Here is a 22,377-nt window from a genome sequence, read left to right on the forward strand (position 1 = left end):
CGCCCACCGATATCTACACTGCTTTTGTCGTCGGCAGCGACTGTTGTTTATAAGCGCCCGGTTATACCCCTACTTATATGTGGAGACGGCCGCGCCGGCTAGCCGTCGCGCCCTGCTCGGGTGGCTGTCTACTTACTTGGGTGAGTACAGCCAGGGGTGCTCGAGGTCGTAGAACGCCGGCGGGCCGGAGGAGAGGCTGTTCATCTCGTCCATTTCCGCCTGCAGCTCCGGCGGCACTTCCTTGCGCTCGCCTTCGCGGGCCTCGGCCTCGCTGGTGAAGTACATCGCCATCGTGTAGTCGCCACCGTCGTACATGGCGACCTCACTGCCGAGGATCTCGGGCCGGAACGCGGCCCACTCGTCGCGGTGCTGACCCATCAGTTCCCGCGCCCGCTCCGGGTTGCTGCCGGCACCCTGCATCACCTGGACGAACCCGGCGCCGTCCGGGTCGCCGTGCGTGTCGAGGACCACGTCCTCCGTGTCGTGGAAGGTGGCTCCGTCGCTGAGCAGCGACGAGAACTCGTGCCACCATTTGTCCTGCTCCGGCTTGTCGCTGTTCCGCCGCGCGGCGTCCGCGGAGTCGAAACGAGCCAGCGCGATGAACTTGCCGTCCGCGGTGACACCGGCCGTGGTCCCCAGCCAGCCGGATGCCTCGGGCGCCAGTTCTTCCATCCACCGATCCATCGCCGTGTGAGCCTGCTCGGCGTCGGTGACCTGCCCCTGAATGACCTGAACGAACATCTGAGAACCTCCCCGTCTCGTGGATCGTTCACTGGCGCTCTCGACGTTACGCCCGGCCTGTACCGGCGTCGACGGCGTCATTCGTGACGATTCGCTGACGCCTCGTGGCGCGCGCCCGGGCGAGCATCAACAGACTCGCGAGGACACCGGTCGCGCCGAGCGTGGTCAGCCGTACGTCGGCATTCGACAGCCCGAAGACGAGCCAGCACGAGAGCTCGCCGAGGACCAGCGCCCAGGTGCCTGACGAGATCCCGGTCGGGCGAGCCGTCCGGTACGCCGTCCACAGCGAAGGCGTCACCTGGACGATCGAGGCGGCGGCGAGCAGCGTCCCCAGCCCGATGCGCCCGCCGACGATCGCGCCGACCGCGAGCAGTCCCGCCCAGCCCGCGATCCAGCCGACGGCGCGTGGGTTCAGCGCGCCACGGCGTACCAGCATCACCGAGAGAGTTCCGGCGAGCGTTGCTGCTGCGGTCGAGGGAAGGCTCGCGGTCCAGTAGCCCGAGGCCAGGAAGTATCCGAACCAGGCCGCGTTGTTGATGCTCGTCAGTGTCGCCCAGGACCAGGAGACGCCGGCCGTGTCACCGGTCCGGCGCAGCTTGAGGATCTGCGGAAGGTACTGCGGGATGCCGAAGCAGGCTGCGGCGATGGGTAGGAGGTCGAGCATGGCGCAAGATTACTGCCGAAACGCCGACGGATTCGTGCGACTTTGTGCTGCCTGAGGGCTGCTGGAGATAAGATCCTTGCTGTGGATGCCATTGATCGCAATATCCTTGCTGTGCTCCAGGAGGACGGCCGGCTGACCGTCACCGAGCTCGCGCAGCGGGTGGGGCTGAGTGCTGCGCCGTGTCATCGGCGGTTGCGGGAGCTCGAGCGGGCCGGGGTGATCCGTGGGTACCGCGCGGTCGTCGACGGGGCCGCGGTCGGGCACGGGTTCGAGGTGCTGCTCGCGATCACGATGGACCGGGAGGAATCGGTCGCCGGCTTCGAGGCCGGGCTCGCCGAGATCGCCGAGGTGGTGCAGGCCGAGAGGCTGTTCGGGGAGCCGGACTACTTCGTCAGAGTCGTCACCGCGGACATCGCCGCGTTCCAGAAACTCCGCGACGAGCGGCTGGCGCGACTGCCCGGTGTGCAGCGGCTGACATCCACGATCGTGATGAAGAAAGTCGTGGACAACCGGGCGCTGCCGACGTGAACGATGTGGAAACGGCCTCGCTCAAACCTGACTTATCCACAGATTCGAGCGAGTTTCGGGCGCTTTCGGTGGAGAAATGCCACCCGACCTGGGGATAACTCACCAGAATCGGTGTGCACAACTGGGGATACGCGTGTGGATAACTCCAGCGACGGGTGGGGTGTTGTGGGGACGAATACCCACCCGAATCGGGCAGTAGCCCTCCCCAGTCCTGGTGAAAAGTCTCCCCAAACCGGTTTGGGGCGGTCGCGATCACCGACCTGTGCGTGAACTGGGGAGCCGTACTGCCCGTTTCGGGAGGGCAGGGCTCCCCAAACTGGTTTGGGGAGGAGCGCTGTGGCAAGAGGGGGGGCCGGTTTGGGCAGCCGACGGTGTTCGCGGGTGTCGGCCGGGGCGCGGTGTTGGTCGACGGGAAGGTTGGGTAACTATCGTCACTGAGCGACGATTTCTTTCCCCGCGGGGTTTGGTGCGATCAGCTGGTTGAGGTCTGTGGAGGAGGTTGGTCAGACCCACTGGGTGGAGACGACGAAGCCGACGGCGATCAGGCCCATGCCGATCAGGAGGTTCCAGTTGTTCAGGTCCTTCATCACCGGGATGTCCTGGCCGGCCACGTAGAAGACGACCAGCCAGGCGAGGCCGAGCAGCCAGCACGCCAGCATCAGCGGCGCGACCCACACGCGGCTGGTGGTACGTGGCTTCTTCGGGGTCTTCTCGGCCTTGACCTTCTCGGTCTTCTTCTTGTTGCGACTGCTCGACTCGGGCACGACTGAACTCCTTGTAAGGACGGACGCATAAGCTGACCGCGAGGACCTGGTACGGGTCCGGTCCGGGTTAGCGTAGTGCAGAGAGCAATGTGGAGATCACGGGTGCGTAGGTTGAGGCGGATTTCGCTGTGGCGTGCGGGTGCGCCGCTGGCGCTGCTGTGCGCCGGTCTGCTGTTCGCGACCAGCGCGACGAACGCCCGCGGTACCGACCTCCGGCCCAGCCGTAACACTACGCTCGCGGGCCTTGTGGAGGAACAGAGCCGGCGCAGCGCCAGCCTGGTCCGGCAGCACGCGGCGCTCACCCAGGACATCGAGAAACTGCAGGCGCAGCAGGGGTCGATCGACCCGGCGCTGGCCAAGCAGCTCAAGGACCTGTCCGACGCGGTCGGCACCACGCCGGTCACCGGGCCGGGGCTGACCGTGACGCTGAAGGACGCGCCGTCCGAGGTCGTCAGGGACAACCCGGACGTCGACGCCGACTGGCTGGTGATCCACCAGCAGGACATCCAGGCGGTGGTGAACGCGCTCTGGGCCGGCGGCGCGGACGCGATCTCGATCCAGAACCACCGGGTCATCTCCACCACCGGGATCAAGTGCGTGGGCAACTCCGTCGTACTGCACGGCGTCCCGTACCTCCCGCCGTACAAGATCACCGCGATCGGGGACCGGCGGAAGTTGCAGCAGGCGCTCGACGACTCGCAGTACATCGAGAACCTGCAGGACTACGTGGTGAAGTTCCAGCTCGGGTACGACGTGAAGAACGAGTCGTCGATCTCGATGCCGGCGTACGAGGGCACCCTGGACCTGCAGAGCGCGACTGTTCCGGGCTTCGAACGGACTCCCTCGGTGAGTCCTACCGTCAGCGGGCGATAATGGTCCGCATGCCGCGGATCCTTGTCGTCGACAACTACGACTCCTTCGTCTACAACCTGGTGCAGTACCTGCAGCAACTGCAGGCCGACACCACGGTGCTGCGCAACGACGAGGTCACCCCCGACCAGGCCGGTGAGTACGACGGGGTGCTGCTCTCCCCCGGTCCGGGTACGCCGGAAGAGGCCGGCGCCTGCGTCGACATCGTGAAGGAGAAGGGCCGCGACGTCCCGATCTTCGGCGTCTGCCTCGGCCTGCAGGCGATCGGCGTCGCGTACGGCGGGGTTGTCGGCCGCGCGGACGAGCTGCTGCACGGGAAGACCAGCCAGGTGTTCCACGAGGGCGCCGGCGTACTGTCCGGGCTCCCGTCGCCGTTCACCGCGACCCGGTACCATTCGCTGGCGATTGCGCAGGACAGCGTGCCGGACGAGCTCCGGGTGACCGCGCGGACCGAGGCCGGCGTGATCATGGCGGCCCGGCACCGCGACTACCCGGTCGAGGGCGTGCAGTTCCACCCGGAGTCGGTGCTGACCGAGGGCGGCCACCGGATGCTTGCGAACTGGCTGCAGATCTGCGGCGATCCCGACGCCGTCGCCCGCTCCGTCGGCCTGGCCCCGGTCGTCGGCTAGTCCGTAGAACTGAAGAACCCCCGGAGCAGCAGCCGCTCCGGGGGTTCTGTGGTCTCAGCCGCCAGGGATCGTGATGGCCGGTGTCGTCGGTGTCGACGGCGGTGGCGTGTCGGTCGGCGTGCTCGACGGCGGGCTGGTGGGCTGCAGCTTGTTCACCGTCAGCGTGATCAGCGTGCCCTTCGGCGCCTTGGTGTTGGCCTTGATCGACTGATCGAGGACGGTGCCCTCGGCCTGGTTCTGATCGTTGCCGAACGTCTGCCCGACCCGGAAGCCGGCCTGCTCCAGCGTCAGCTTCGCGTCGTCGAACGTCTGGGTGACGACATTCGGTACGTCGATGTTGGTCTTGCCGCTGGAGATCGTGAGGGTGAACTCGGTGCCGGCTGCGTAGGAGCCGTTCGGGTCCGGGCTGACCGCGAGTACGGTGCCCTTCTTCTCCTCGCTGTCCTGCTCGATCGACTTGTCCTTGACCTTGAACTGGCCCTTCGCGTCCTCGAGCGCGCTGCGCGCCTTCGACTCCGTCATCCCGATCACGTTGGGCACCGGGAAGGCCGACTGTCCGGCGGACACGACGACGTTCACCGTCGAGCCCTGCTGCGCGTCCGTGCCGCCGTCCGGCGTCTGCCGGATGATCAGGCCCTTGCCGACCGTGTCGCTCTTCTCGGAGGTGGACTGGACCTTCAGGCCCTTGTCGGCGAGCAGTTGGGTCGCGGTGGCCAGCGACTTGAGCGTGACGTCGGGGACCTGGACCGTGGCGGGCGGGGTCGCGGACGTCCCACCGCCACCGGCGTTGTTGTCCTTGTTCAGGTTCGAGAACAGCGCGTACGCGCCGACCGCGACCGCGACGATCGCGAGGCCGAGCAGGAAGTAGGCCAGGCCGCGGTTGCGGCGTGACCGCCCGTCCTGCTCCTCGTCCAGGTCGTCGCCGCCCGGGGGCAGCAGGTCGTTCGCCGAGGTCTGGTGGTACTGCTGGGTCGCGGCCGCCGCCACCGCGGTCGGCGCCATCGACCGGGTCTCGGCGACCGCCGCCATCGGCGCGGTCACCTGCTGCCCGGCCAGCACGCGGTGGATGTCGGCGCGCATCTCGGACGCGCTCTGGTACCGCTCCTCGCGGCTCTTCGCCAGCGCCTTCAGGACGACCGCGTCGACCTCCGGCGGGATGTCCGGGTCGAACGAGGACGGCGGCAGCGGCTGCTCCCGGACATGCTGGTACGCCACCGAGACCGGCGACTCACCGACGAAGGGCGGGCGGCCGGTGAGCAGTTCGTACAGCAGGCAGCCGGTCGAGTACAGGTCGGAGCGGGCGTCCACGGTCTCGCCGCGGGCCTGCTCCGGGGACAGGTACTGCGCGGTGCCGATCACGGCCGCGGTCTGGGTCATCGTGGAGGACGTGTCGGCGACCGCGCGGGCGATGCCGAAGTCCATCACCTTGACCTGGCCCTGCGGGGTCAGCATCACGTTTCCGGGCTTGATGTCGCGGTGCACGATGCCGGCCCGGTGGCTGTAGTCGAGCGCCTCGAGGACACCGGAGGTGATCTCCAGCGCGCGCTCCGGCATGATCTTGCGGCCTTCGCGGATCAGGTCCCGCAGCGTCTTGCCGGTCACCAGCTCCATCACGATGTACGGAATGGTGACGCCGGAGCCGTTCGGGTCCGGCTCCTCGCCGGTGTCGTAGACCGACACGATGGTCGGGTGGTTCAGCGACGCGGCCGACTGGGCCTCGCGCCGGAACCGCGCCTGGAAGGTGGCGTCACTCGCGAGGTCGACGCGCAGCCGTTTGATCGCGACGCTCCGGCCGAGCCGGTTGTCGAGACCCCGGCGGACCTCCGCCATGCCGCCGCGGCCGAGCGGTTCGCCTTCTTCGTACCGGCCGCCGACGAGACGTGCCTGCGATGTCATGACTCAGCCTTCCAACCTGTCTGCACTAGACCCAAAACACTCAACTTGCCCACGGTAGCGGCCGCCACACGTGGATCCCCGTTGGAAAGACGCGCTGTCATCGCATCATTCCGTATGGTGCTCATCGGCTGTTCATTGGCCCAGCACCGCCTCCATGACCTTCTTGGCGATCGGGGCCGCCAAGGTGCCGCCGGCCACGTCGGTGCGCGGGACGTTCGCATCCTCGATCAGCACCGCCACGGCCACCTTCGGGTCGTCGGCCGGCGCGAACGCGGTGAACCACGCGAACGGCGGGCGCTCCTTCGTGGTCTGCGCCGTACCCGTCTTGCCGGCTACCTGGACGCCGGAGATCCGTCCCGGCTTGCCGGTGCCGTTGTTGACGACGTCGACCATCATCGCGGTCAGCTGCGCCGCGACCTGCGGGGTGACCGCCTGGTGCAGCGACTCCGGCTTGGTCTCCGACACCGTCTTCAGGTCCGGGGTCTTCACGTTCTGGACCAGGTACGGCTTCATCACCTCGCCCTTGTTCGCGATCCCGGCCGCCACCATCGCCATCTGCAGCGGCGTGGCGCGGACGTCGAACTGGCCGATCGCGGACTGCGCGGTCTGCGGCTCGTTCGGGTCGCCGGGGAACTGGCTGGTGGCCACGCCCGGCAGCTCGGTCAGCGGCTTCGAGCCGAAGCCGAACTTCGCGGCCTGCTCGTTCAGCGCGTTCGCGCCGAGTGCCATGCCGACGGTGCCGAACGCGGTGTTGCAGGAGTAGCGCAGCGCGATCGTCAGCGTCGCGCTGTTGCTGCCGCCGCAGTTCTTGCCGTCCTCGTTCACCAGCGGGACCGTGGTCTGCGGGAGCGGCAGCTCGGCCGGCGAGTTCACCTTGCTCTCCGGCGTGAACTTGCCGCTGGACAGCGCGGCCGCCGCGGTGACCAGCTTGAAGGTCGACCCCGGCGGGTACAGCTCCTGCACCGCGCGGTTCGACAGCGGCTTGTTCTTGTCGGCGTTCAGGCTCTTCCAGGTCGCGCCGACCTTGTCGATGTCGTGCACGGCGAGCTGGTTCGGGTCGTACGACGGCCGGCTGGCCATCGCCAGGATCCGTCCGGTCTTCGGCTCGATCGCGACCACCGCACCGGTCTTCCCGGCCAGGCCGTCGTACGCCGCCTGCTGGGCCGCCGCGTTCAGCGTCAGGGTCACGCTGCCGCCCTGCTGCGGCCGGTTGCTGATCACGTCGATGATCCGGCGGAACGCCATCGACGGATCCGAACCGTTCAGCTCGGCGTTCATCGTCAGCTCGACGCCGCCGCGGCCGTACAGGTACGAGTAGAACCCGGTCACCGGCGCGTACACCTGGCCGTTGGCGTACGTCCGCTGGTACTTGAACCGGTCGTTGGACGGCTTGCTCTGCGCGACCGGCGTGCTGCCGATCAGGATCGGGCCGCGGTTCACCGAGAACTGCGAGTCGCGGACCCGGTTGTTGTCGTTGCGGCCGTTGATCTCGTTCGCCCGGAAGGCCTGCAGGTACGTCGAGTTCGCCATCAGCGCGAGCATCAGGACCATCGCCGCCATGGCCAGTCGCCGGATCGCCGAGTTCATGCCTTCTGCACCGCCATCGCGATCGTTTCGTCGGAAACCGGAGCGGCCGGGGTCTGCGGCCGCCGGGCCTGGTCACTGATCCGCAGCAGCAGCGCGATGATCGCCCAGTTGGCGACCAGCGACGTACCGCCCAGGGCCATGAACGGGGTGGCCAGACCGGTCAGCGGGATCAGCCCGGTGACACCGCCGACGATCACGAACACCTGCAGCGCGAACGACATCGCCAGACCGGTCGCGATCAGCTTGCCGAAGATGTCCCGGCAGCCGAGCGCGGTCCGCAGGCCGCGCTCGATGATGAGGGTGTAGATCAGGATGATCGCGATCAGCCCGGTCAGGCCGAGCTCCTCGGCCATCGAGGAGATGATCATGTCGCTGTTCGCGTACAGCGTGGCTTCCGGGTGGCCCTGGCCGAGGCCGCGGCCGAGGATGCCGCCCCAGGCCTGACCCATCAGCCCGAGCTTCACCTGGCCGCCGTCGATCGCCCACGGGTCCAGCCAGTCGGTGACGCGGCGGTGCACATGACCGAACGCCATGTAGGCGAAGTACGCCCCGCCCGCGAACAGCAGGCCACCGATGATCAGCCAGCCGGCCCGCTCGGTGGACACGTAGAGCAGGAACAGGAACAGGCCGAAGAACAACAGCGACGAGCCCAGGTCGCTCTCGAAGACCAGCACGCCCAGACTGGCGAGCCAGGCGATCAGGATCGGCCCGAGGTCGCGGGCACGCGGCAGGTCGAGGCCGAGGAACCGGCGTCCGGCGAGTGTCAGTACGTCGCGCTTCACCACCAGGTAGCCGGCGAAGAAGATCACCAGACACACCTTGGCGAACTCGCCGGGCTGGAACGACATCCCGGCGACGCGGATCCAGATCGGCGCGCCGTTGACGTTCGCGCCCAGGCCGGGAACCAGCGGCAGCACGAGCAGCACCAGACCGGCCAGGCCGAGGCTGTAGGTGAACGCCTGCAGCCGGCGGTGGTCGCGGACCACGATGATCACCGCGAGGAACCCCACGACGCCGACCGCGGTCCAGGTGATCTGCTGCGGCGCGAACGGAACCCCCTTGGTCCGGCCGATCGCTGTCAGCCCGAGGTCGACGCGGTGGATCATCGCGACGCCCAGCCCGTTCAGCAGGACGGCGCACGGGAGGATGACCGGGTCCGCGTAGGGCGCCCGGAACCGCAGCGCGAGATGCGCGATCAGGGCGAGGAGAGCGATGCCGGCGGCGTAGAACCCGGTGCTGGCCGGGACCTGGTTCTGGACGGTGACGCCGATGTTCACGTACGCCGCGACCGAGACACCGACCGCGATCACGAGCAGCAGCAACTCCACCCCGCGCCGGGTACGCGGAATGATCTGGATGACGGACGTCGACGCGATGCTCATCGGACCCCGTCGCAGTCGTCGGGGTCGACCGGTGTGCTCGGCGACGCCGTACCGGTCGGGGCCGTCGACGCAGGCGGCAAGGAAACCGGCGGCTTCGAAACGGGCGCTGTCGTGACCGGCGGTTTGGAGACCGGCGGTTTGGAGACGGGCGTCGATGGTTTGGGTGTCGGGGTCGGCTTGGCGGCGCAGGCGGTGGCGGTGTGCTGCAGCTCGGCGACGATCGAGCGGGCGCCGGCCAGGTTGTCCGCCTGGATGTTGCCCTCGACCTGCTCCCGGCTGTACGTCGGCAACTTGTCGACCTGCAGCGTCTGCCGCTCGAACACCGTCGACAGGGACAACCCGGGGAGATCCGCCTCGACGCCCTTGAAGATCGCCACGTAGTCGCCGTCCGTGCCGACGTAGTACTGCTTCTGGGTCCAGCTGTACGCGAACCAGCCGCCGCCGCCGATCAGGCCGAGAACGACGACCAGTACGGCGATCCGCCGCAGCCACGCGAACCGCCTCGGCGGCCGCGGCGCGTACCGCAGCTCCTCCGGGTCGAGCCCGCCGCCGTGACCACCGCCGCCGTGACCGTCACCGCCGCCTGCACGGACCACGACCGTCGGCTCGCCGCGCCCGGTGCTGCCTTGCGCCAGCTCGGCGGCGGCACCGACCAGCTGCGGCTGCACGCCACTCGCGGGCTCGGTCTCGACGACGTCCGCGACGAGGACGGTGACGTTGTCGTTCGAGCCCGCCTCGAGCGCGTGCGTGATCAGGTCCACGACGACCGAGTCCGGCGTACCGGAGGCCATCGAGGCCGCGATCACCTCGTCGCTCACGTAGTCGGGCAGGCCGTCGCTGCACAGCATCAGCCGGTCGCCGGCCTGGACGTCGAGCATCTCCAGGTCCGGGTCGGAGTCCGGGCGGCCGTCGAGGACGCGCAGGATCAGGTTCCGGTGCGGGTGGGTAAAGGCCTCCTCCTGGGAGATCCGGCCCTCGTCGACCAGCGACTGCACGAAGGTGTGGTCGTGGCTCAGCTGGTGCAGCTGACCGTCCCGCAGCCGGTACGCGCGGGAGTCGCCCAGGTGCGCGAGGCCGAGCCGCTTGCCGTCGAACATCAGCGCGGTGACCGTCGAGCCCATGCCCTCGCGCTCGGGGTCCTCCTCGACCAGCTCGGACAGCCGCTCGTTGGCCCGGTGCACCGCACCGGCCAGCGCCTCGATCATGTCGTCGCCGCTGATCTCCGCGGTGTCCAGTCGCCGGATCACCTGGACCGCCGCCGCGCTGGCCACCTCACCGGCTGCCGCACCGCCCATCCCGTCGGCGAGCAGCAGCAGGTGTGGACCGGCGTACGCCGAGTCCTCGTTGTTGCGGCGTACCCGTCCGACGTCGGAGAGGGTTGCGTAGTCGAGCGACAGGGTCATCGAGGCAGGCCTACTTCGCGATGTTCAGCGTCGTCCGGCCGATCCGGATCGAACCGCCGATCTCGGCCGGGACCGGGCGGGTGACCCGCTGGCCGTCAAGGTACGTGCCGTTGGTGGAGCCGAGATCCTCGACCCACCACTGGCCCTCGGACTGGAAGACCCGGGCGTGCCGGGTGGAGGAGTAGTCGTCGTCGAGCCGGATCTGGCAGTCCGAGCCGCGGCCGATGATCACCGGCTCCTCGGCCAGCGACGCACCGACCCCGGCCTGCGGGCCGTCCGCGATCGTCACCGACCCGGGCAGGCCCTTGCGCTTCTTGGCCGGCTTCGCGGGCTTCGGCGTACGGGAGTTCTGCGGGACGGCGGCAGCCGCGGCCCGGCTGTCCACCTTCGCGCCGAACAGGTCGGACCTGATCACGGACAGCACCGCGAGGACGAACATCCACAACAGGGCCAGGAACCCCAGTTTGATCAGGGTCAGGGTCAGTTCCGACATGGAAGGTCAGTCACCACCCGCTGCTCGGCGGCTGGGCCATCGGCTCGTCCGCGAGACGCAGCGTCATGGTGGTGTTGCCGATCCGGACCGTCGAGCCGTCCACCAGCTCGGCCTCGGTGGTCCGGCGGCCGTTCACCAGCGTGCCGTTGGTGGATCCGAGGTCGACCATCACCACGCGGATACCGCCCGGGCCTTCCGGCATCAGGCGGATCTCGGCGTGCCGGCGGGAGACGCCCGGGTCGTTGATCTGGATGTCCGCGTCGGTGCCGCGGCCGAGCACTACGCCGGGCGGGTTCACCGGGCGGCGGCGGCCGTTCACCTCGAGCATCACCTGCGGGTGCCCACGGCGCGCCTGCGGCGGCTGTGCTGGCGGCTGCGGTTGCTGGTACTGCGGGACAACCGGCGGCGGGTTCGGCGGCACGTAGGGCTCCTGCTGGTAGGGCTGGGGCTCGGGCTGCTGGTACGGCTCCGGGCGCCGCTGGGGCGTCCCGAGCGTCTCGCTGACCACCCGGAACTTACCTGTCGGCAGCTCATCCTGCTGGACCAGCTCGATGTCGATCGGTCCGGAGAACGTGTACCGCTGGATGTCGGCGTGGTCCCGCAGCTCGTTGGCGAGCTCGTGGTTCAGGGTCCGGCCGTACGCGTTCAGCCGCTCGAAGTCGTCCGGTCCGAGTTCGATCGTGAAGTGGTTCGGCACCAGCCGGCGGTCCCGGGAGAGGATCCGCGCGGTGTTGTCGATCTCACGCTTGAGGGCGGCGGCCAGTTCGATCGGCTCCACGTCACCCTTGAAAGCGCGCGCGAAGACACCGCTCACAATGCCTTCCAGGCGTCGCTCGAAGCGCTGTAGCGGTCGCACGCCTCCTCCTCCACGGTCGGTACGCCATCAGTTGTCCCACCGGTCAGGCGGACACACCGGGTACGACGATCGATCGTATCGGGAGGTTCGACCGAACCCGCAATGTGAAGCACCGGCAGAACCCGTGCTACTGTTCCTTCTCGTCGCCAAGAGCTGTATCAGGCGGCTGCGCGCGGGTGGCGGAATAGGCAGACGCGCACGGTTCAGGTCCGTGTGCCCGAAAGGGCGTGGGGGTTCAACTCCCCCCTCGCGCACAACGAAGTCCCGGTCGAATCGACCGGGACTTTTGCGTTACCCAGGAAACTTTTCGTCCTTTCGGATGATCCTGTCCGCAGACCACGAATACGGAGCACCGTCTCGGCTACCGGATCGCTGACGACGGAATCCACGTCATCGCCTGCCGCTACCACTACGGCCCCTGACAGGTCCTCACCTGGGGCCGGTCAGCCGATCAGTTGATGGGGTGGGTCAGCCGTCAGGGTGACGCGGGAGGGTGGGGGGTCGTGGCAGGGTTCCTCGCATGGAGCAAGCGTTGGAGCTCGAGGGGCTGAGCAAGCTTTTCGGTGATCAGCGGGCGGTGGACGAGCTCAGCCTGACGGTACCGGCCGGGTCGTTCTTCGGGGTGCTGGGGCCGAACGGGGCCGGGAAGACGACGTCGTTGTCGATGGCGGTCGGGCTGTTGCGTCCGGACGGCGGTACGGCGCGGATCTTCGGGGTGGACGTCTGGCGGGAGCCGGCGCAGGCTAAGGCGCTCGTCGGGGTGCTGCCGGACGGGCTCGGGATGCCGGAGCGGCTCACGGGGCGCGAGGTGCTGACGTACCTCGGTCTGTTGCGTGGACTGCCCGAGGACGAGGTCGCGCGGCGGGCAGCCGAGTTGCTGGAGGTGCTCGAGCTCGATCACGAGGACGACAAGCAGGTGATCGGCTACTCGACCGGGATGCGGAAGAAGCTCGGGCTCGCGGTCGCGCTGCTGCACGCGCCGCGGTTGCTGGTGCTGGACGAGCCGTTCGAGGCGGTCGACCCGGTGTCGGCAGCCACCATCCGGACCATCCTGCACCGGTTCATCGCCGGCGGTGGTTCGGTGGTGATGTCGAGCCACGTGATGGCGCTGGTCGAGCAGTTGTGTGATCGCGTGGCGGTGGTCGCGGACGGGAAGGTCGTTGCCGCGGGCACCGTGGCGGAGGTGCAGGCCGGCGGCAGTCTGGAGGACGCGTTCGTGTCGCTGGTGGGTGCGTCGAACCGTGGCGCGGAGGGGCTGACGTGGCTCTCGCACTGACGTACGGGACGTCGCGCACGCTGGTCCGGATGCGGCTGGCCGCGTTCCGGCATGCGCTCGAGGACCAGTTCCGGCGGTCGTGGATCGTCACGGGTGGCTTCGTCGGCCTGGCTCTCGCGGGCGGGACGCTCTGGGTCGCGGCGCGGGGCGATCACGACGTACTGGTCGTCGTACTCGCGGTTTGGATGCTGGGCTGGGTGGTCGGGCCGCTGTTCGCGGGTGGTGGCGACGAGACGCTGAAGCCCGAGTACTTCACGATGATGCCGCTGTCGCCGCGCACGCTCTCCACCGGTCTGCTGCTGGCTGCACTCGCTGGCGTGGCACCTGTCATCAGCCTGATCGCATTGCTCAGCCTGGTCGTTGTGAGCGGGGGCGTCACCGCAGCGCTCGTCGCGGTGCCCGCACTGTTGCTGCAGCTGATCTGCTTCATCCTGGCGTCCCGGCTCGCTGTCGCGGTGTACGGCGTACTGCTGCAGGTGCGCGCCGGTGCGGTGATCGCAGCGTTGGTCAACGCGTTCATCCTGGCCTTCACCGCACAGGGGTGGGCGTTGATCGTCGCGTTCGTGTCCACCGACGTACAGGGCACTGTCGCGAAGGCGGCGCGCATTGCCCCGTCCGGTTGGGGTCTGGTGGCTGTGGAGGCTGCTGGACGTGGCGACTGGCTCAAAGTGCTTGCTGCGCTCGCAGGGCTTGTGGTGCTCGCTGGAGTGATGCTCTTGGCCTGGAGTGCTTTGTTGGTGCGGCGCACCACGGGTAGTCGGACCGGTGGGACGGTCAGACGGCAATTGTCTGCGAGGAGCGGGACGGGTGCTGCGGCGGCCAAGGAGCTCCGGTCGTGGACACGCGACCTGCTCTACGGTCACCGAGCTGTGTTCGCCGTCGCCTACGGGCTGTTCTTCTGCATGATGCCGTTGGCGATCGGGGTGAAGTCGATGCTGCCCTGGGCCGGTCCGGCCGCTGTGGTGATGGCGGGCTCGATGGCCGCCAACCTGTACGGCGCGGACGGTACGGCGTTCTGGACCACGCTGATGACGCCCGGTTCGAGCCGGGCGGACGTGCGGGCGCGGCAGCGGGCGTTCCTGCTCGTCTTCGGTCCGTCGACGCTCCTGATCACCCTGCTGCTCACCTGGTGGTCCGGCGACACCAAGGCCTGGCCGCTGGTGCTGAGCGTGCTGCCTGCGCTGCTCGGTGGTGCAGCGGGTCTGGTAGTGGCCTGCTCGGTGTACGCCGCCGTACCGACGACCGATGCGCACAAGCGGTCCGGTAACCCGCTCAACTCGGGTGAGAACGAGGGCGAGACGATGGGCATCGTCTACGTGATGCTCGTGCTGGTCGCGACGACCTGTGCCCCGGCGCTGATCATGGCGCTCTACACGGGCTGGTGGGGCGTGCCGGTCGGAGTCCTGTCCGGCGTACTGGCCTGGTGGTACTTCGGGCGCGTGGCGGCCCGGCGTCTCGACGTAAAGGGTCCTGAGCTGCTCACTCTGCTCAGGCACGGGCGATCGCCCGCGGAGCAGGCCAAGAAGACCGCGGGGTTCGATGCGCTTCCCAAGTGGCGGCGTACGCTGGCCGGCTTCTGCCTCGGGTTCGGGGCGATCCCGTTGTTCCCGCAGGCCGTCGTACCGGCGATCTTCAAGCTCACCGGCAATCACGACACCAAGTCATGGTTCCTGGCCCTCTACCAGGACGGCCCGTGGCAGTGGGTCGTGATCGTGCTGATGGCCGCGTTGGGGTTGTCGATGTATGCCTTCGGCGGGCTTACCTACTACCGCGCGAGGAAGCGCGCTCCGGATGGGTCGGTCGCGGTAGTCGCAGGGTAGGCGAGCCGCGATGTCTCGCGGCCCGGGCGCTGGGCGCGACGGTGCGGTGGTTGCGCAGCATCCAGATCGCCACGGCGGCCGCGGCGATCAGGCCGGCGACGCCGGCGTAGTCGGTCAAGCTCATCATTGCGTCTCTTCTCCAGGGCGGTGGTGCTGGGCGGCTGGCGAGTTCCGCTGGCTTCTGACCGGAAGTGACGGACTCTCAGCGCCCGCGTGATGACACAGATGAGTCAAGGCTCATCAGTGCCAATAGGAAAGCGCTCGCTTCCGGATCGTGAACCCTGGTTAGGTGGTGACCGGAGGTGGGGCCGATGCCGGACGGTCCGTTGCTGGACGAACGGGAAGAGCACGCCTACCGGCTGCTCGTCGGACTGTCGGCTGCCAAGTCTGGTGACCTGGCCGAGGTCGCCAGGTTGCCGCAGCCGGAGGCCGACGAAGTGCTGCAGCGGTTGCAGGCCAAGGGCCTGGTGACGGCGCAGCCGGCCGACGATCCGGTGTTCCGGCCGGTGCCGCCGGACGTCGCCTTCGGTACGACGCTGTTGCGCCGCCAGGAGTCGCTCGAGGCGGCCCGCAAGACGGTGAGCGCGCTGAGCGAGGAGTTCCGGGCCAGCGTGAGTCGCCGCGACGCGCACCACCTGGTCGAGGTGATCGTCGGCGCCACCACACTCCGCGAACGGCTGCGCGACCTGCAGAACTCGGCCCGCGAGGAGATCCTCTGGTTCTGCCGCGCGAACCCGCTCGCGATGCAGGGCGCCGAGAACACCGAGGAGTACGGCGCTTTGTCCCGCGGCGTCCGGTACCGCGCGATCTACGAGCGTGCACTGATCGAGACACCCGGTGAGCTGGACTCGATCGCTGAAGGTGTCAGCTGGGGCGAGGAGGCGCGGGTGGTGCCGACGCTGCCGGTCCGGATCGCGATCGTGGACCGGTCGACGGCGATCTGCCCCTTGGTCCGTGACGACGAGCAGAGCATCGGAGAGCCGTCCGCGGCAATCATCAGCCGCGGCCAGCTCCTGGACGCGTTGCTGGCGCTCTTCGAGAGCTACTGGGAGTTGGGGACACCAGTGCGCCTACAGGCCGAGCAGAAACACGAAGACGAGGGCCTCGACGACTCCGAGCGGCTCCTGCTCTCCCTGCTCGTAGGCGGCGTACCGGACAAGTCGATCGCCAACCAGCTAGGCATCAGCCGCCGCACAGTCCAACGCCGCCTCGACCGCCTGATGGCGCTAGCCGGCGTAGACACCCGAACCGGCCTGGCCTACCAAGCCGCAAAACGCGACTGGCTCTAACCCGTTGCGTCCGAAGAACTCGAGGGACCTCCCTCCAGTTCTTCGGACGCAATGAGTGGGGCTACTTGACGCCGTACGCGCGGATGACCGTCTGGGTGATCTTTGCGCCGTTCGGGCCTGTGGCCTGCACCTTCAGGGACACCGTGTCGTGGGCGTTCGGGACCACGGCCAGGTAGTGGCCGGCGGCACCGAGTACTACGAGGCGCTGCCAGGTGGTGCCCTCGTCGAAGGACGCCCACGCCTGCAGGGACGACGCCCGGGGTGACTCGAATCCGACCACGTGCGTCCGGGCACTCACCCGGCCGGTCAGGTCGACCGGGACCTTGTAGTCGACCTGCTGCAGCGCAAGCGGTGTCGCCTTGTCGTCCGCCTGCTTGGCCGAGTGGAACTCCCAGGAGGTCTGCGTACGCGTCCCCCAGTTCCACTCGCCTTCCGTGTCGATGCGCTCGGCGGACAGGTCGAGCTTGTACGCCGCGTTATCGCTGGAGGTGATCACGTCCTCCCACGCGTCCGGAAGCTCGGCCACGACCTGACCGTCGCGGGACAGGGTCGCCGACGACTTCGTGGTCTCACCGACCGTGTAGTGCCCAGCCGCGTCCACGAACGACGGGATGCGCAGCGAGAGCCGGTCACCGGTGCGCGTGGACTGGATGCCGGGCGCAGCCGCGGGACGTACGACCGGACCGAACCACGTCTCGTCCGACTGACCGGCCCGGTAGCTGCGCGGTACGGACGTCAGACCGCCGGCCAGCGGGTTCATGGTGTCCCACGTGTAGAGGTGGTGCACCCGGTGCTGCCAGAGCGAGTCACCCGACGTCACCCACTCCTCCCGCACCTTCGGCGTCTCGACGAACCGCTGGGAGTCGTTCCACGCGTACTCCTGCCACGGACGCCACCCGAAGCGCTGCTCCTTGGCCCAGTTGAACCCGCCGTTGTCGGCGTACCGCGTGGTGATGCGGGCGCTGTTCGCCGGCGTCACCTTGTAGACGATCTGCGCCGGGATGAACCCGGTCGAGACCTGCTGTACGTCGTACAGGTACGGGCTGGACGTGGTGAGCGTGAGGTCGATCGTCGCGTGGCCTTGCCGCGCCCGTGCGAGCAGCTTCTGACCGTCCTTGAAGGTCGTCACCATGGCCGGGATCGGCTCGCGGTCGCCGACCGGACTCCAGACCGTCCAAGCGGACCAGTCGGCCGGCCGGACCAGGATCACCGCAGCGGCGCCGGCCTTGGCGGCCGCCGCGATCTGGTCCTGCTCGCTGCCGTTGCCCCAGCCGTCCTCGCTGGAGTCCAGCACTGCGAGCGCACCTCGTACGCCCTTCAACGTCGAGTCCGCGTACACCAGCGGGAAGCGCTTCTTTCCTTCGTACGACGGCGACTGGTGCAGCAGGTTGATGTCGAGCGGACCGGGGACTCCGGGGATCGATGCCTGCACCAGCGGCGCGACCAGCTGCCAGCGGGACGAGAACTCGAAGGTGCCGTCCTTGACCGGCTTGGTCGGTGTCACGTTGACCTGCTTGACCGTGCTGAAGTGCATGACCCCGTGGCTGATCGAACGCCCGTTGGCGTACTCACGGTGTACGTAATAGCTCAGCACCGCCTGCTGCTCCGACGGCTTCGGCGTCTCGATCTTGATCGGGACCGCCTTCCGCGCGTCGATGACGATCTCGGTGTCCTTGCTGACCACGATGTTCGGGTCGGTGTACAGACTCACCTGCTCGTCCTGCGGGTCGTAGTTCTCCACCAGCGAGTGCAGGAGGTAGGTGCCCTCCTCGACCTCGGCGGTGTACGTCGCACCGTTCGGGATCCACGCCAGTACGTCGGAGCGCGAGTTGTCGCCGAACAGCGAGATCACCGGGACACCGGTGGGCTGACCGTCCAGCCCGACCGCCCGGAGCGTTACCTTGTGCTTCGGACCGGACCGGAGCGCGCCGACCGCGGTGTGGGTGACGACACCGTCGGGGCCGGTGGCAACGATCCAGCCGCTGTACTGGCCGCGACCGAGCTTGGCCGGGTCCAGCGTGAGCGGTACGTCGGCGGTGCCGTTCGCCGGGACCGTGACGGTCGCCGGCAGACCGAAACCGTCGGTCTCCGGCTGCTTGTCGTCGAGGTTCGTGACCTGGATGGACAGGTTCAGCGTGACCGCGCTGCCCGAGTCGTTGCGGTAGGTGATAGTTCGCGTGCCCGCCTCCGCGGTCTGTACGCCGAAGTCCGCAACACCGCTGGCGGTCACCTTCTGCGCGACGGCCCGGGTCAGGTCGACCCGACCGGCGCCCTGGGCGTATACGGTCTGGTCCGGCTGGGTCTTCGCGGTGCTGACCAGCGCGTTCTTCAGCTGGTCCGCCTTCCAATCCGGGTGCTGCTGCGCGAGCAGGACCGCCGCGCCGGCGACATGCGGCGTCGCCATCGACGTACCGGACGCGGCTGTGTACAAGTTGTCCACAGGCTGGCCCATGGCCGTGCCGGCCGCCCGGGCGGCGATGATGTCCACACCCGGAGCGGTGATCTCCGGCTTCAGGCCCGCGTCACCGAGCCGCGGTCCACGACTGGAGAAGTCGGCGAGCTTGTCCGCACGGTCCACGGCTCCGACCGTCAGCGCGGACGCCGCGGCGCCCGGCGTACCGACCGTCTCGTCCTGGCCCTCGTTGCCGGCCGCAACGACGAACAGGGTGCCGGTCTGCGCGGTGATGTCGTTGACCGCCTGGCTGAGCGGGTCGGTGCCGTCGGTGGCCTCGCCGCCGAGGCTCATGTTGACGACCTTCGCGCCCTCGGACGCGGCCCATTCCATCCCGGCGATGATCCAGGAGTCGTAGCCGTACCCGTCGTCGCCGAGCACCTTTCCGACCAGCAGGTCGGCCTTCGGCGCGACGCCCTTCCGGGTGCCGCCCGCGCCCGCGCCGGTCCCGGCGATGGTCGCGGCGACGTGCGTGCCGTGACCGAAGTGGTCCTCGGTGCCGCTCGGGCTGCCGGAGAAGTCCTGGCTCTCCTTGACCTTGCCGTCCAGATCCGGGTGCGTCGCGTCGACGCCGGTGTCCAGTACGGCGACCTCGACGCCGGAACCCTCGTACCCGGCCTTCCAGGCGTCCGGTGCGCCGATCTGCGGGACGCTCTTGTCGAGCACCGGACGGACCTTGCCGTCCAGCCAGATCTTCGTGACACCGTTGTTCAGCGAGCGGGTGCCGATGCCGGGCTTCAGGGATTTCCACAGCTCCGGCAGCTGGTCCTTCGACGCGGTCAGCGCGCGACCGCCGATCGACGGGAGTTGCCGCGTCGTCGTCGTACCGGCGAGGTTCTGTGCGGCCCGGACGCCGGGGGTGTCCTTGACGATGAGCGGGAGGCTCGTGGCCTCGCCGTACCCGTCGGCGATCAGTTCGTCGACATCGAACAGGTCCACGTCCAGGACACCGCTCGACACGTACGGTACGGCGTCGCTCGGCAGCACGCGGAGGCCGCCGTCGGCCTCGATCGTGTGGAACGAGACGCCTTCGCGGCCGGCCGCCGGGCGGACCGTGGCGGCCTTCTTGCCGGAGCCGGCGTCGGTCAGTTCGACGACGTCACCGGTGATCAGGGTGACGGAGGACGTCTTGATCGCTGTGGATCCCGTGGGAGGGGCGGCGGCGGACGGGATCACCGTCGCCGCGCCGAGAGCAAGCACCGCCGCTGTGGTGAGCGCGGCAGCGCGTCGGGGGGAGGACATAGGCGGAATTCTCCTTCGAGAGGTTTGGGGCAGGCACACCTCTTCTTAGGTCTGAGTTTGCAATCACGTCACAGCAATCCGCCCTGTCCATCACTGCCGTCCCTGCGACATGGCGCAACCACGCCAGGCCCGGCACCATCTGAGACATGAGCGCCAAGGCGGTACGCAGGTGGGGATGGGTCGGGACGTTCCTGATCGGAGGCGGGCTGTATCTCGCGGTCCTGGCCGTGCTGACCGACACCGGGAACCCGAATCTGTTCCCGACGATGATCCTGCTCGGCGCGCTCGTCGTACCGCTGACGTTCGTGACGTTCGCGGCCGGCCGGTCCGGGCGCTGGCTGATCGACGGGCCGACGCTCGGCGGCTGCCTGCTGTTCGGCGGCGTGGTCGGCGTCGTCGTCGCGGGCCTCCTCGAGTACGACGCGATGCGCCGGCTCGGGACGCTGCCGATGGTCGGGGTGGGGCTGATCGAGGAGGCGGCCAAGCTCGTCGTACCGGCGATCCTCGTGGTGTTCTTCGGGCACCGGTACCGGACGTCGATCGGCGGCGGGATCGTCATCGGGGTCGCGGTCGGCACCGGGTTCGCCGTCCTGGAGACGATGGGCTACGCGTTCGTCGCGCTGCTGCAGTCCAACGGGAACATCGGCGCGGCCGAGCAGACGCTGTTCATCCGCGGGCTGCTCTCTCCGGCCGGTCACGCGGCCTGGACCGGCCTGGCCTGCTGGGGCCTGTGGCGGTTCGTGCTCGCGCCGACCGGCAAGCACTTCGCCGGCTTCCTCGGCATGTACGCGCTGGCCGTCGCGCTGCACTCCACCTGGGACGGTCTCGGCGGCCGCATCACGTACGCCGTCGTCGGCGCGATCTCGATCGGCCTCCTGCTCTACGGCCTCAGGCGCGCGCAGCGGACGGACGCAGTCGCCGTACCGGCCTGATCAGGCCCTGGTCCAGGTTGGGCCGTCCGCGGTGTCGGTGACCTGAACGCCCAGCTCGGTCAGCTCAGCACGCAGGGCGTCGGCGCGGGCCCAGTCCCGAGCGGACCGAGCAGCCTCGCGGTCCGCGACCAACTGCTCGACCGCGGCCTCGTCCAGCTCCGGTAGATCAGTCGCCTGCTCGAGGTCAGCCGGGGTGAGCTCGCCGAACGGCAGCCCGAGTACGGCGGCGCTCGCAGCCACGATCGCCCGCAGACCCGGCTCGGACAGCGCCTGATCACGCAGCGAGTCCTGCAGCAACGCGAGGACGCGCGGTGTGTTGAGGTCCGAGCTGATCGCGTCGTCGAGCTGGTCGATCACCGCGGCGGCCGCGGCGTCGTCGCCGGCTGCCGCGCGCGCCTCGTCCGCTGTCGTCACGGACGGCAGCTCGCCGAGTGACGACGTACGGCGGACCAACCGGCGCAGTGTGGACTGGGCGCTGTCGAGTCCCGCGAGGGTGAACTCGAGCTGGGCGCGGTAGTGACCGCCCAGCAGGAACAGCCGGTACGCGAGCGGATGGAATCCCTGCTCGGCCAGGTCGCTGACGGTCAGGATGTGACCGGCCGACTTCGAGATCTTCGCCGAGCCGAGCTGCAGGAACTCGTTGTGCAGCCAGTACTTGACCCACGGCTGCCCGTCGCCGAGGTACGCCTCGCTCTGGGCGATCTCGTTGACGTGGTGCAACTGCCTGTGGTCCACGCCGCCGGTGTGGATGTCGAAATGCTCACCGAGCAGCAGCATGCTCATCACCGAGCACTCCAGATGCCAACCGGGCGCGCCCCAACCCCACGGCGAGTTCCACCGCATCGCCCGCAGCTGCCCCGGAGCCTCCGCGCGCCACAACGCGAAATCGGTCTTCGCCCTCCGGCCGGGAACCTCCTCCACGCGGGCGCCCTCGAGCTGACCGCTCACGTCGATCAGGCCGAGCTGCCCGTACGTCGGATCCTTCGACGTGTCGAAGTACAGCCCGGACTCGATCTCGTAGGTGAAGCCGCGCTCCACCAGGCGCTCCGCGAACGCGATCATCTGCTCGACGTACTGCGTGGCGCGCGGATAGTGGTGTGCGGGCAGGATGTTCAACGCGGCCAGGTCGGCGAAGAACGCCTCGGTGTACATCGCCGCGATCTCCTCGACCGACCGGCGTTCCCGGGCGGCCGCGACCTCGAGCTTGTCCTCGCCGAGCTCGGCCTCCGCGACTGCGTGGCCGACGTCGGTGATGTTGATGACGTGCTCGACCTGCAGCCCCTTCCAGAGCAGCGCCCGGCGCAGGGTGTCCGCGAACGTGTAGGCGCGCAGGTTGCCGATGTGCGCGTAGCTGTAGACCGTCGGCCCACAGCTGTACAGCCGCACGATGCCGTCTACGCCCGGAGTGAAGTCCTCGACGCGGCGTCCGAGGGAATTGAAGAGCCGCAAAGTCACCCGCTGGATGCTACCGGTCGGAGAGTGAGATGGCGCACGTGAGCCATGGACAACGCGTGCTGGAGTGAGTACGGTCCGTAAACGGCGTCCGCACCACG

General features: G+C 68.7%; 18 protein-coding genes, 1 tRNA gene and 1 pseudogene. 9 read left to right on the forward strand and 11 right to left on the reverse strand.

All coding sequences use genetic code 11. The features are described from left to right. Positions 1-132 precede the first annotated feature (132 nt). Together ACWF0M_RS28795 and ACWF0M_RS28800 are read right to left on the reverse strand one after the other, a co-directional pair. The gene (locus tag ACWF0M_RS28795) at positions 133-741 is read right to left on the reverse strand and encodes a hypothetical protein (protein ID WP_452238849.1); all 609 of its coding nucleotides are present in this window, start codon (positions 739-741) and stop codon (positions 133-135) included. Between the two features lie 46 nt (positions 742-787). Continuing rightward, positions 788-1,405, reverse strand: a complete 618-nt coding sequence (locus tag ACWF0M_RS28800) for a PQ-loop domain-containing transporter (RefSeq protein WP_452238850.1) — start codon at positions 1,403-1,405, stop codon at positions 788-790. A gap of 81 nt (positions 1,406-1,486) precedes the next feature. Between ACWF0M_RS28800 and ACWF0M_RS28805 the strand changes: the two genes are divergently transcribed. After that, positions 1,487-1,933: an Lrp/AsnC family transcriptional regulator gene (locus ACWF0M_RS28805; protein WP_452238851.1), complete on the forward strand. Its 447-nt coding sequence runs from the start codon at positions 1,487-1,489 to the stop codon at positions 1,931-1,933. Between the two features lie 503 nt (positions 1,934-2,436). Here ACWF0M_RS28805 and ACWF0M_RS28810 read toward each other — a convergent pair. After that, the gene (locus ACWF0M_RS28810; RefSeq protein ID WP_452238852.1) at positions 2,437-2,697 is read right to left on the reverse strand and encodes a cell division protein CrgA; all 261 of its coding nucleotides are present in this window, start codon (positions 2,695-2,697) and stop codon (positions 2,437-2,439) included. Positions 2,698-2,799: 102 nt separating this feature from the next. On the opposite strand from ACWF0M_RS28810, the gene ACWF0M_RS28815 reads away from it, so the two are divergent. Together ACWF0M_RS28815 and ACWF0M_RS28820 are read left to right on the forward strand one after the other, a co-directional pair. Beyond that, entirely contained in the window at positions 2,800-3,570 is a 771-nt protein-coding gene (locus ACWF0M_RS28815) for a DUF881 domain-containing protein (protein ID WP_452238853.1), read from the forward strand. An 8-nt stretch (positions 3,571-3,578) separates the two neighbouring features. Then, positions 3,579-4,196 (forward strand): aminodeoxychorismate/anthranilate synthase component II, encoded by a 618-nt coding sequence (locus ACWF0M_RS28820; RefSeq protein ID WP_452238854.1) that lies wholly within the window; start codon positions 3,579-3,581, stop codon positions 4,194-4,196. Positions 4,197-4,250: 54 nt separating this feature from the next. On the opposite strand, the gene pknB is transcribed toward ACWF0M_RS28820, so the two are convergent. The 6 genes from pknB to ACWF0M_RS28850 form a co-directional block, all read right to left on the reverse strand. After that, positions 4,251-6,092, reverse strand: coding sequence for a Stk1 family PASTA domain-containing Ser/Thr kinase (gene pknB, locus ACWF0M_RS28825; protein ID WP_452238855.1), 1,842 nt, complete (start codon positions 6,090-6,092; stop codon positions 4,251-4,253). A gap of 132 nt (positions 6,093-6,224) precedes the next feature. After that, a complete protein-coding gene (locus tag ACWF0M_RS28830) occupies positions 6,225-7,679 on the reverse strand; it encodes a peptidoglycan D,D-transpeptidase FtsI family protein (RefSeq protein WP_452238856.1) in 1,455 nt (484 codons plus the stop codon). Next, on the reverse strand, positions 7,676-9,061 hold the full coding sequence (locus ACWF0M_RS28835) for an FtsW/RodA/SpoVE family cell cycle protein (protein ID WP_452238857.1): 1,386 nt from the start codon (positions 9,059-9,061) through the stop codon (positions 7,676-7,678). The genes ACWF0M_RS28830 and ACWF0M_RS28835 overlap by 4 nt, the downstream gene beginning before the upstream one ends. Continuing rightward, positions 9,058-10,464: a PP2C family protein-serine/threonine phosphatase gene (locus tag ACWF0M_RS28840; protein ID WP_452238858.1), complete on the reverse strand. Its 1,407-nt coding sequence runs from the start codon at positions 10,462-10,464 to the stop codon at positions 9,058-9,060. Before ACWF0M_RS28840 ends, ACWF0M_RS28835 begins: the two co-directional genes overlap by 4 nt. Before the next feature lie 10 nt (positions 10,465-10,474). Next, complete coding sequence (locus ACWF0M_RS28845; protein WP_452238859.1) at positions 10,475-10,957, reverse strand: FHA domain-containing protein FhaB/FipA; 483 nt, start codon at positions 10,955-10,957, stop codon at positions 10,475-10,477. Between the two features lie 10 nt (positions 10,958-10,967). Further along, a complete protein-coding gene (locus ACWF0M_RS28850) occupies positions 10,968-11,813 on the reverse strand; it encodes an FhaA domain-containing protein (RefSeq protein WP_452238860.1) in 846 nt (281 codons plus the stop codon). Between the two features lie 170 nt (positions 11,814-11,983). Here ACWF0M_RS28850 and ACWF0M_RS28855 point away from each other — a divergent pair. From ACWF0M_RS28855 to ACWF0M_RS28875, 5 genes and pseudogenes are all read left to right on the forward strand, one after another. Further along, a tRNA-Leu gene (locus tag ACWF0M_RS28855) sits at positions 11,984-12,067 on the forward strand. A 96-nt stretch (positions 12,068-12,163) separates the two neighbouring features. Further along, positions 12,164-12,235 (forward strand): annotated as a pseudogene (locus ACWF0M_RS28860) (Txe/YoeB family addiction module toxin); the annotation flags it as partial. Positions 12,236-12,333: 98 nt separating this feature from the next. After that, the gene (locus tag ACWF0M_RS28865; RefSeq protein WP_452238861.1) at positions 12,334-13,089 is read left to right on the forward strand and encodes an ABC transporter ATP-binding protein; all 756 of its coding nucleotides are present in this window, start codon (positions 12,334-12,336) and stop codon (positions 13,087-13,089) included. After that, complete coding sequence (locus tag ACWF0M_RS28870) at positions 13,074-14,909, forward strand: hypothetical protein (RefSeq protein WP_452238862.1); 1,836 nt, start codon at positions 13,074-13,076, stop codon at positions 14,907-14,909. Before ACWF0M_RS28865 ends, ACWF0M_RS28870 begins: the two co-directional genes overlap by 16 nt. A 311-nt stretch (positions 14,910-15,220) precedes the next feature. After that, positions 15,221-16,198 carry a helix-turn-helix domain-containing protein gene (locus ACWF0M_RS28875; protein ID WP_452238863.1) on the forward strand — a complete coding sequence of 326 codons (978 nt, stop codon included), beginning with the start codon at positions 15,221-15,223 and terminating at the stop codon, positions 16,196-16,198. A 61-nt stretch (positions 16,199-16,259) separates the two neighbouring features. Here ACWF0M_RS28875 and ACWF0M_RS28880 read toward each other — a convergent pair whose 3' ends face one another. Further along, positions 16,260-19,892 carry a S8 family serine peptidase gene (locus ACWF0M_RS28880; RefSeq protein ID WP_452238864.1) on the reverse strand — a complete coding sequence of 1,211 codons (3,633 nt, stop codon included), beginning with the start codon at positions 19,890-19,892 and terminating at the stop codon, positions 16,260-16,262. A gap of 146 nt (positions 19,893-20,038) precedes the next feature. Here ACWF0M_RS28880 and ACWF0M_RS28885 point away from each other — a divergent pair, with 146 nt between their 5' ends. Continuing rightward, complete coding sequence (locus ACWF0M_RS28885) at positions 20,039-20,824, forward strand: PrsW family intramembrane metalloprotease (protein WP_452238865.1); 786 nt, start codon at positions 20,039-20,041, stop codon at positions 20,822-20,824. Here ACWF0M_RS28885 and cysS read toward each other — a convergent pair whose 3' ends face one another. Further along, positions 20,825-22,279, reverse strand: coding sequence for a cysteine--tRNA ligase (gene cysS / locus ACWF0M_RS28890; protein WP_452238866.1), 1,455 nt, complete (start codon positions 22,277-22,279; stop codon positions 20,825-20,827). Positions 22,280-22,377 lie beyond the last annotated feature (98 nt).

Source organism: Kribbella sp. NPDC055110, assembly GCF_053607525.1.

What these genes read in the sequence shown, in the direction of transcription:
- ACWF0M_RS28795 (WP_452238849.1), bottom strand. Translation starts at nt 741, where the DNA reads ATGTTCGTTCAGGTCATTCAGGGGCAGGTCACCGACGCCGAGCAGGCT.
- ACWF0M_RS28800 (WP_452238850.1), bottom strand. Translation starts at nt 1,405, where the DNA reads ATGCTCGACCTCCTACCCATCGCCGCAGCCTGCTTCGGCATCCCGCAG.
- ACWF0M_RS28820 (WP_452238854.1), top strand. Translation starts at nt 3,579, where the DNA reads ATGCCGCGGATCCTTGTCGTCGACAACTACGACTCCTTCGTCTACAAC.
- pknB (WP_452238855.1), bottom strand. Translation starts at nt 6,092, where the DNA reads ATGACATCGCAGGCACGTCTCGTCGGCGGCCGGTACGAAGAAGGCGAA.
- ACWF0M_RS28830 (WP_452238856.1), bottom strand. Translation starts at nt 7,679, where the DNA reads ATGAACTCGGCGATCCGGCGACTGGCCATGGCGGCGATGGTCCTGATG.
- ACWF0M_RS28835 (WP_452238857.1), bottom strand. Translation starts at nt 9,061, where the DNA reads ATGAGCATCGCGTCGACGTCCGTCATCCAGATCATTCCGCGTACCCGG.
- ACWF0M_RS28840 (WP_452238858.1), bottom strand. Translation starts at nt 10,464, where the DNA reads ATGACCCTGTCGCTCGACTACGCAACCCTCTCCGACGTCGGACGGGTA.
- ACWF0M_RS28845 (WP_452238859.1), bottom strand. Translation starts at nt 10,957, where the DNA reads ATGTCGGAACTGACCCTGACCCTGATCAAACTGGGGTTCCTGGCCCTG.
- ACWF0M_RS28865 (WP_452238861.1), top strand. Translation starts at nt 12,334, where the DNA reads ATGGAGCAAGCGTTGGAGCTCGAGGGGCTGAGCAAGCTTTTCGGTGAT.
- ACWF0M_RS28875 (WP_452238863.1), top strand. Translation starts at nt 15,221, where the DNA reads ATGCCGGACGGTCCGTTGCTGGACGAACGGGAAGAGCACGCCTACCGG.
- ACWF0M_RS28880 (WP_452238864.1), bottom strand. Translation starts at nt 19,892, where the DNA reads ATGTCCTCCCCCCGACGCGCTGCCGCGCTCACCACAGCGGCGGTGCTT.
- ACWF0M_RS28885 (WP_452238865.1), top strand. Translation starts at nt 20,039, where the DNA reads ATGAGCGCCAAGGCGGTACGCAGGTGGGGATGGGTCGGGACGTTCCTG.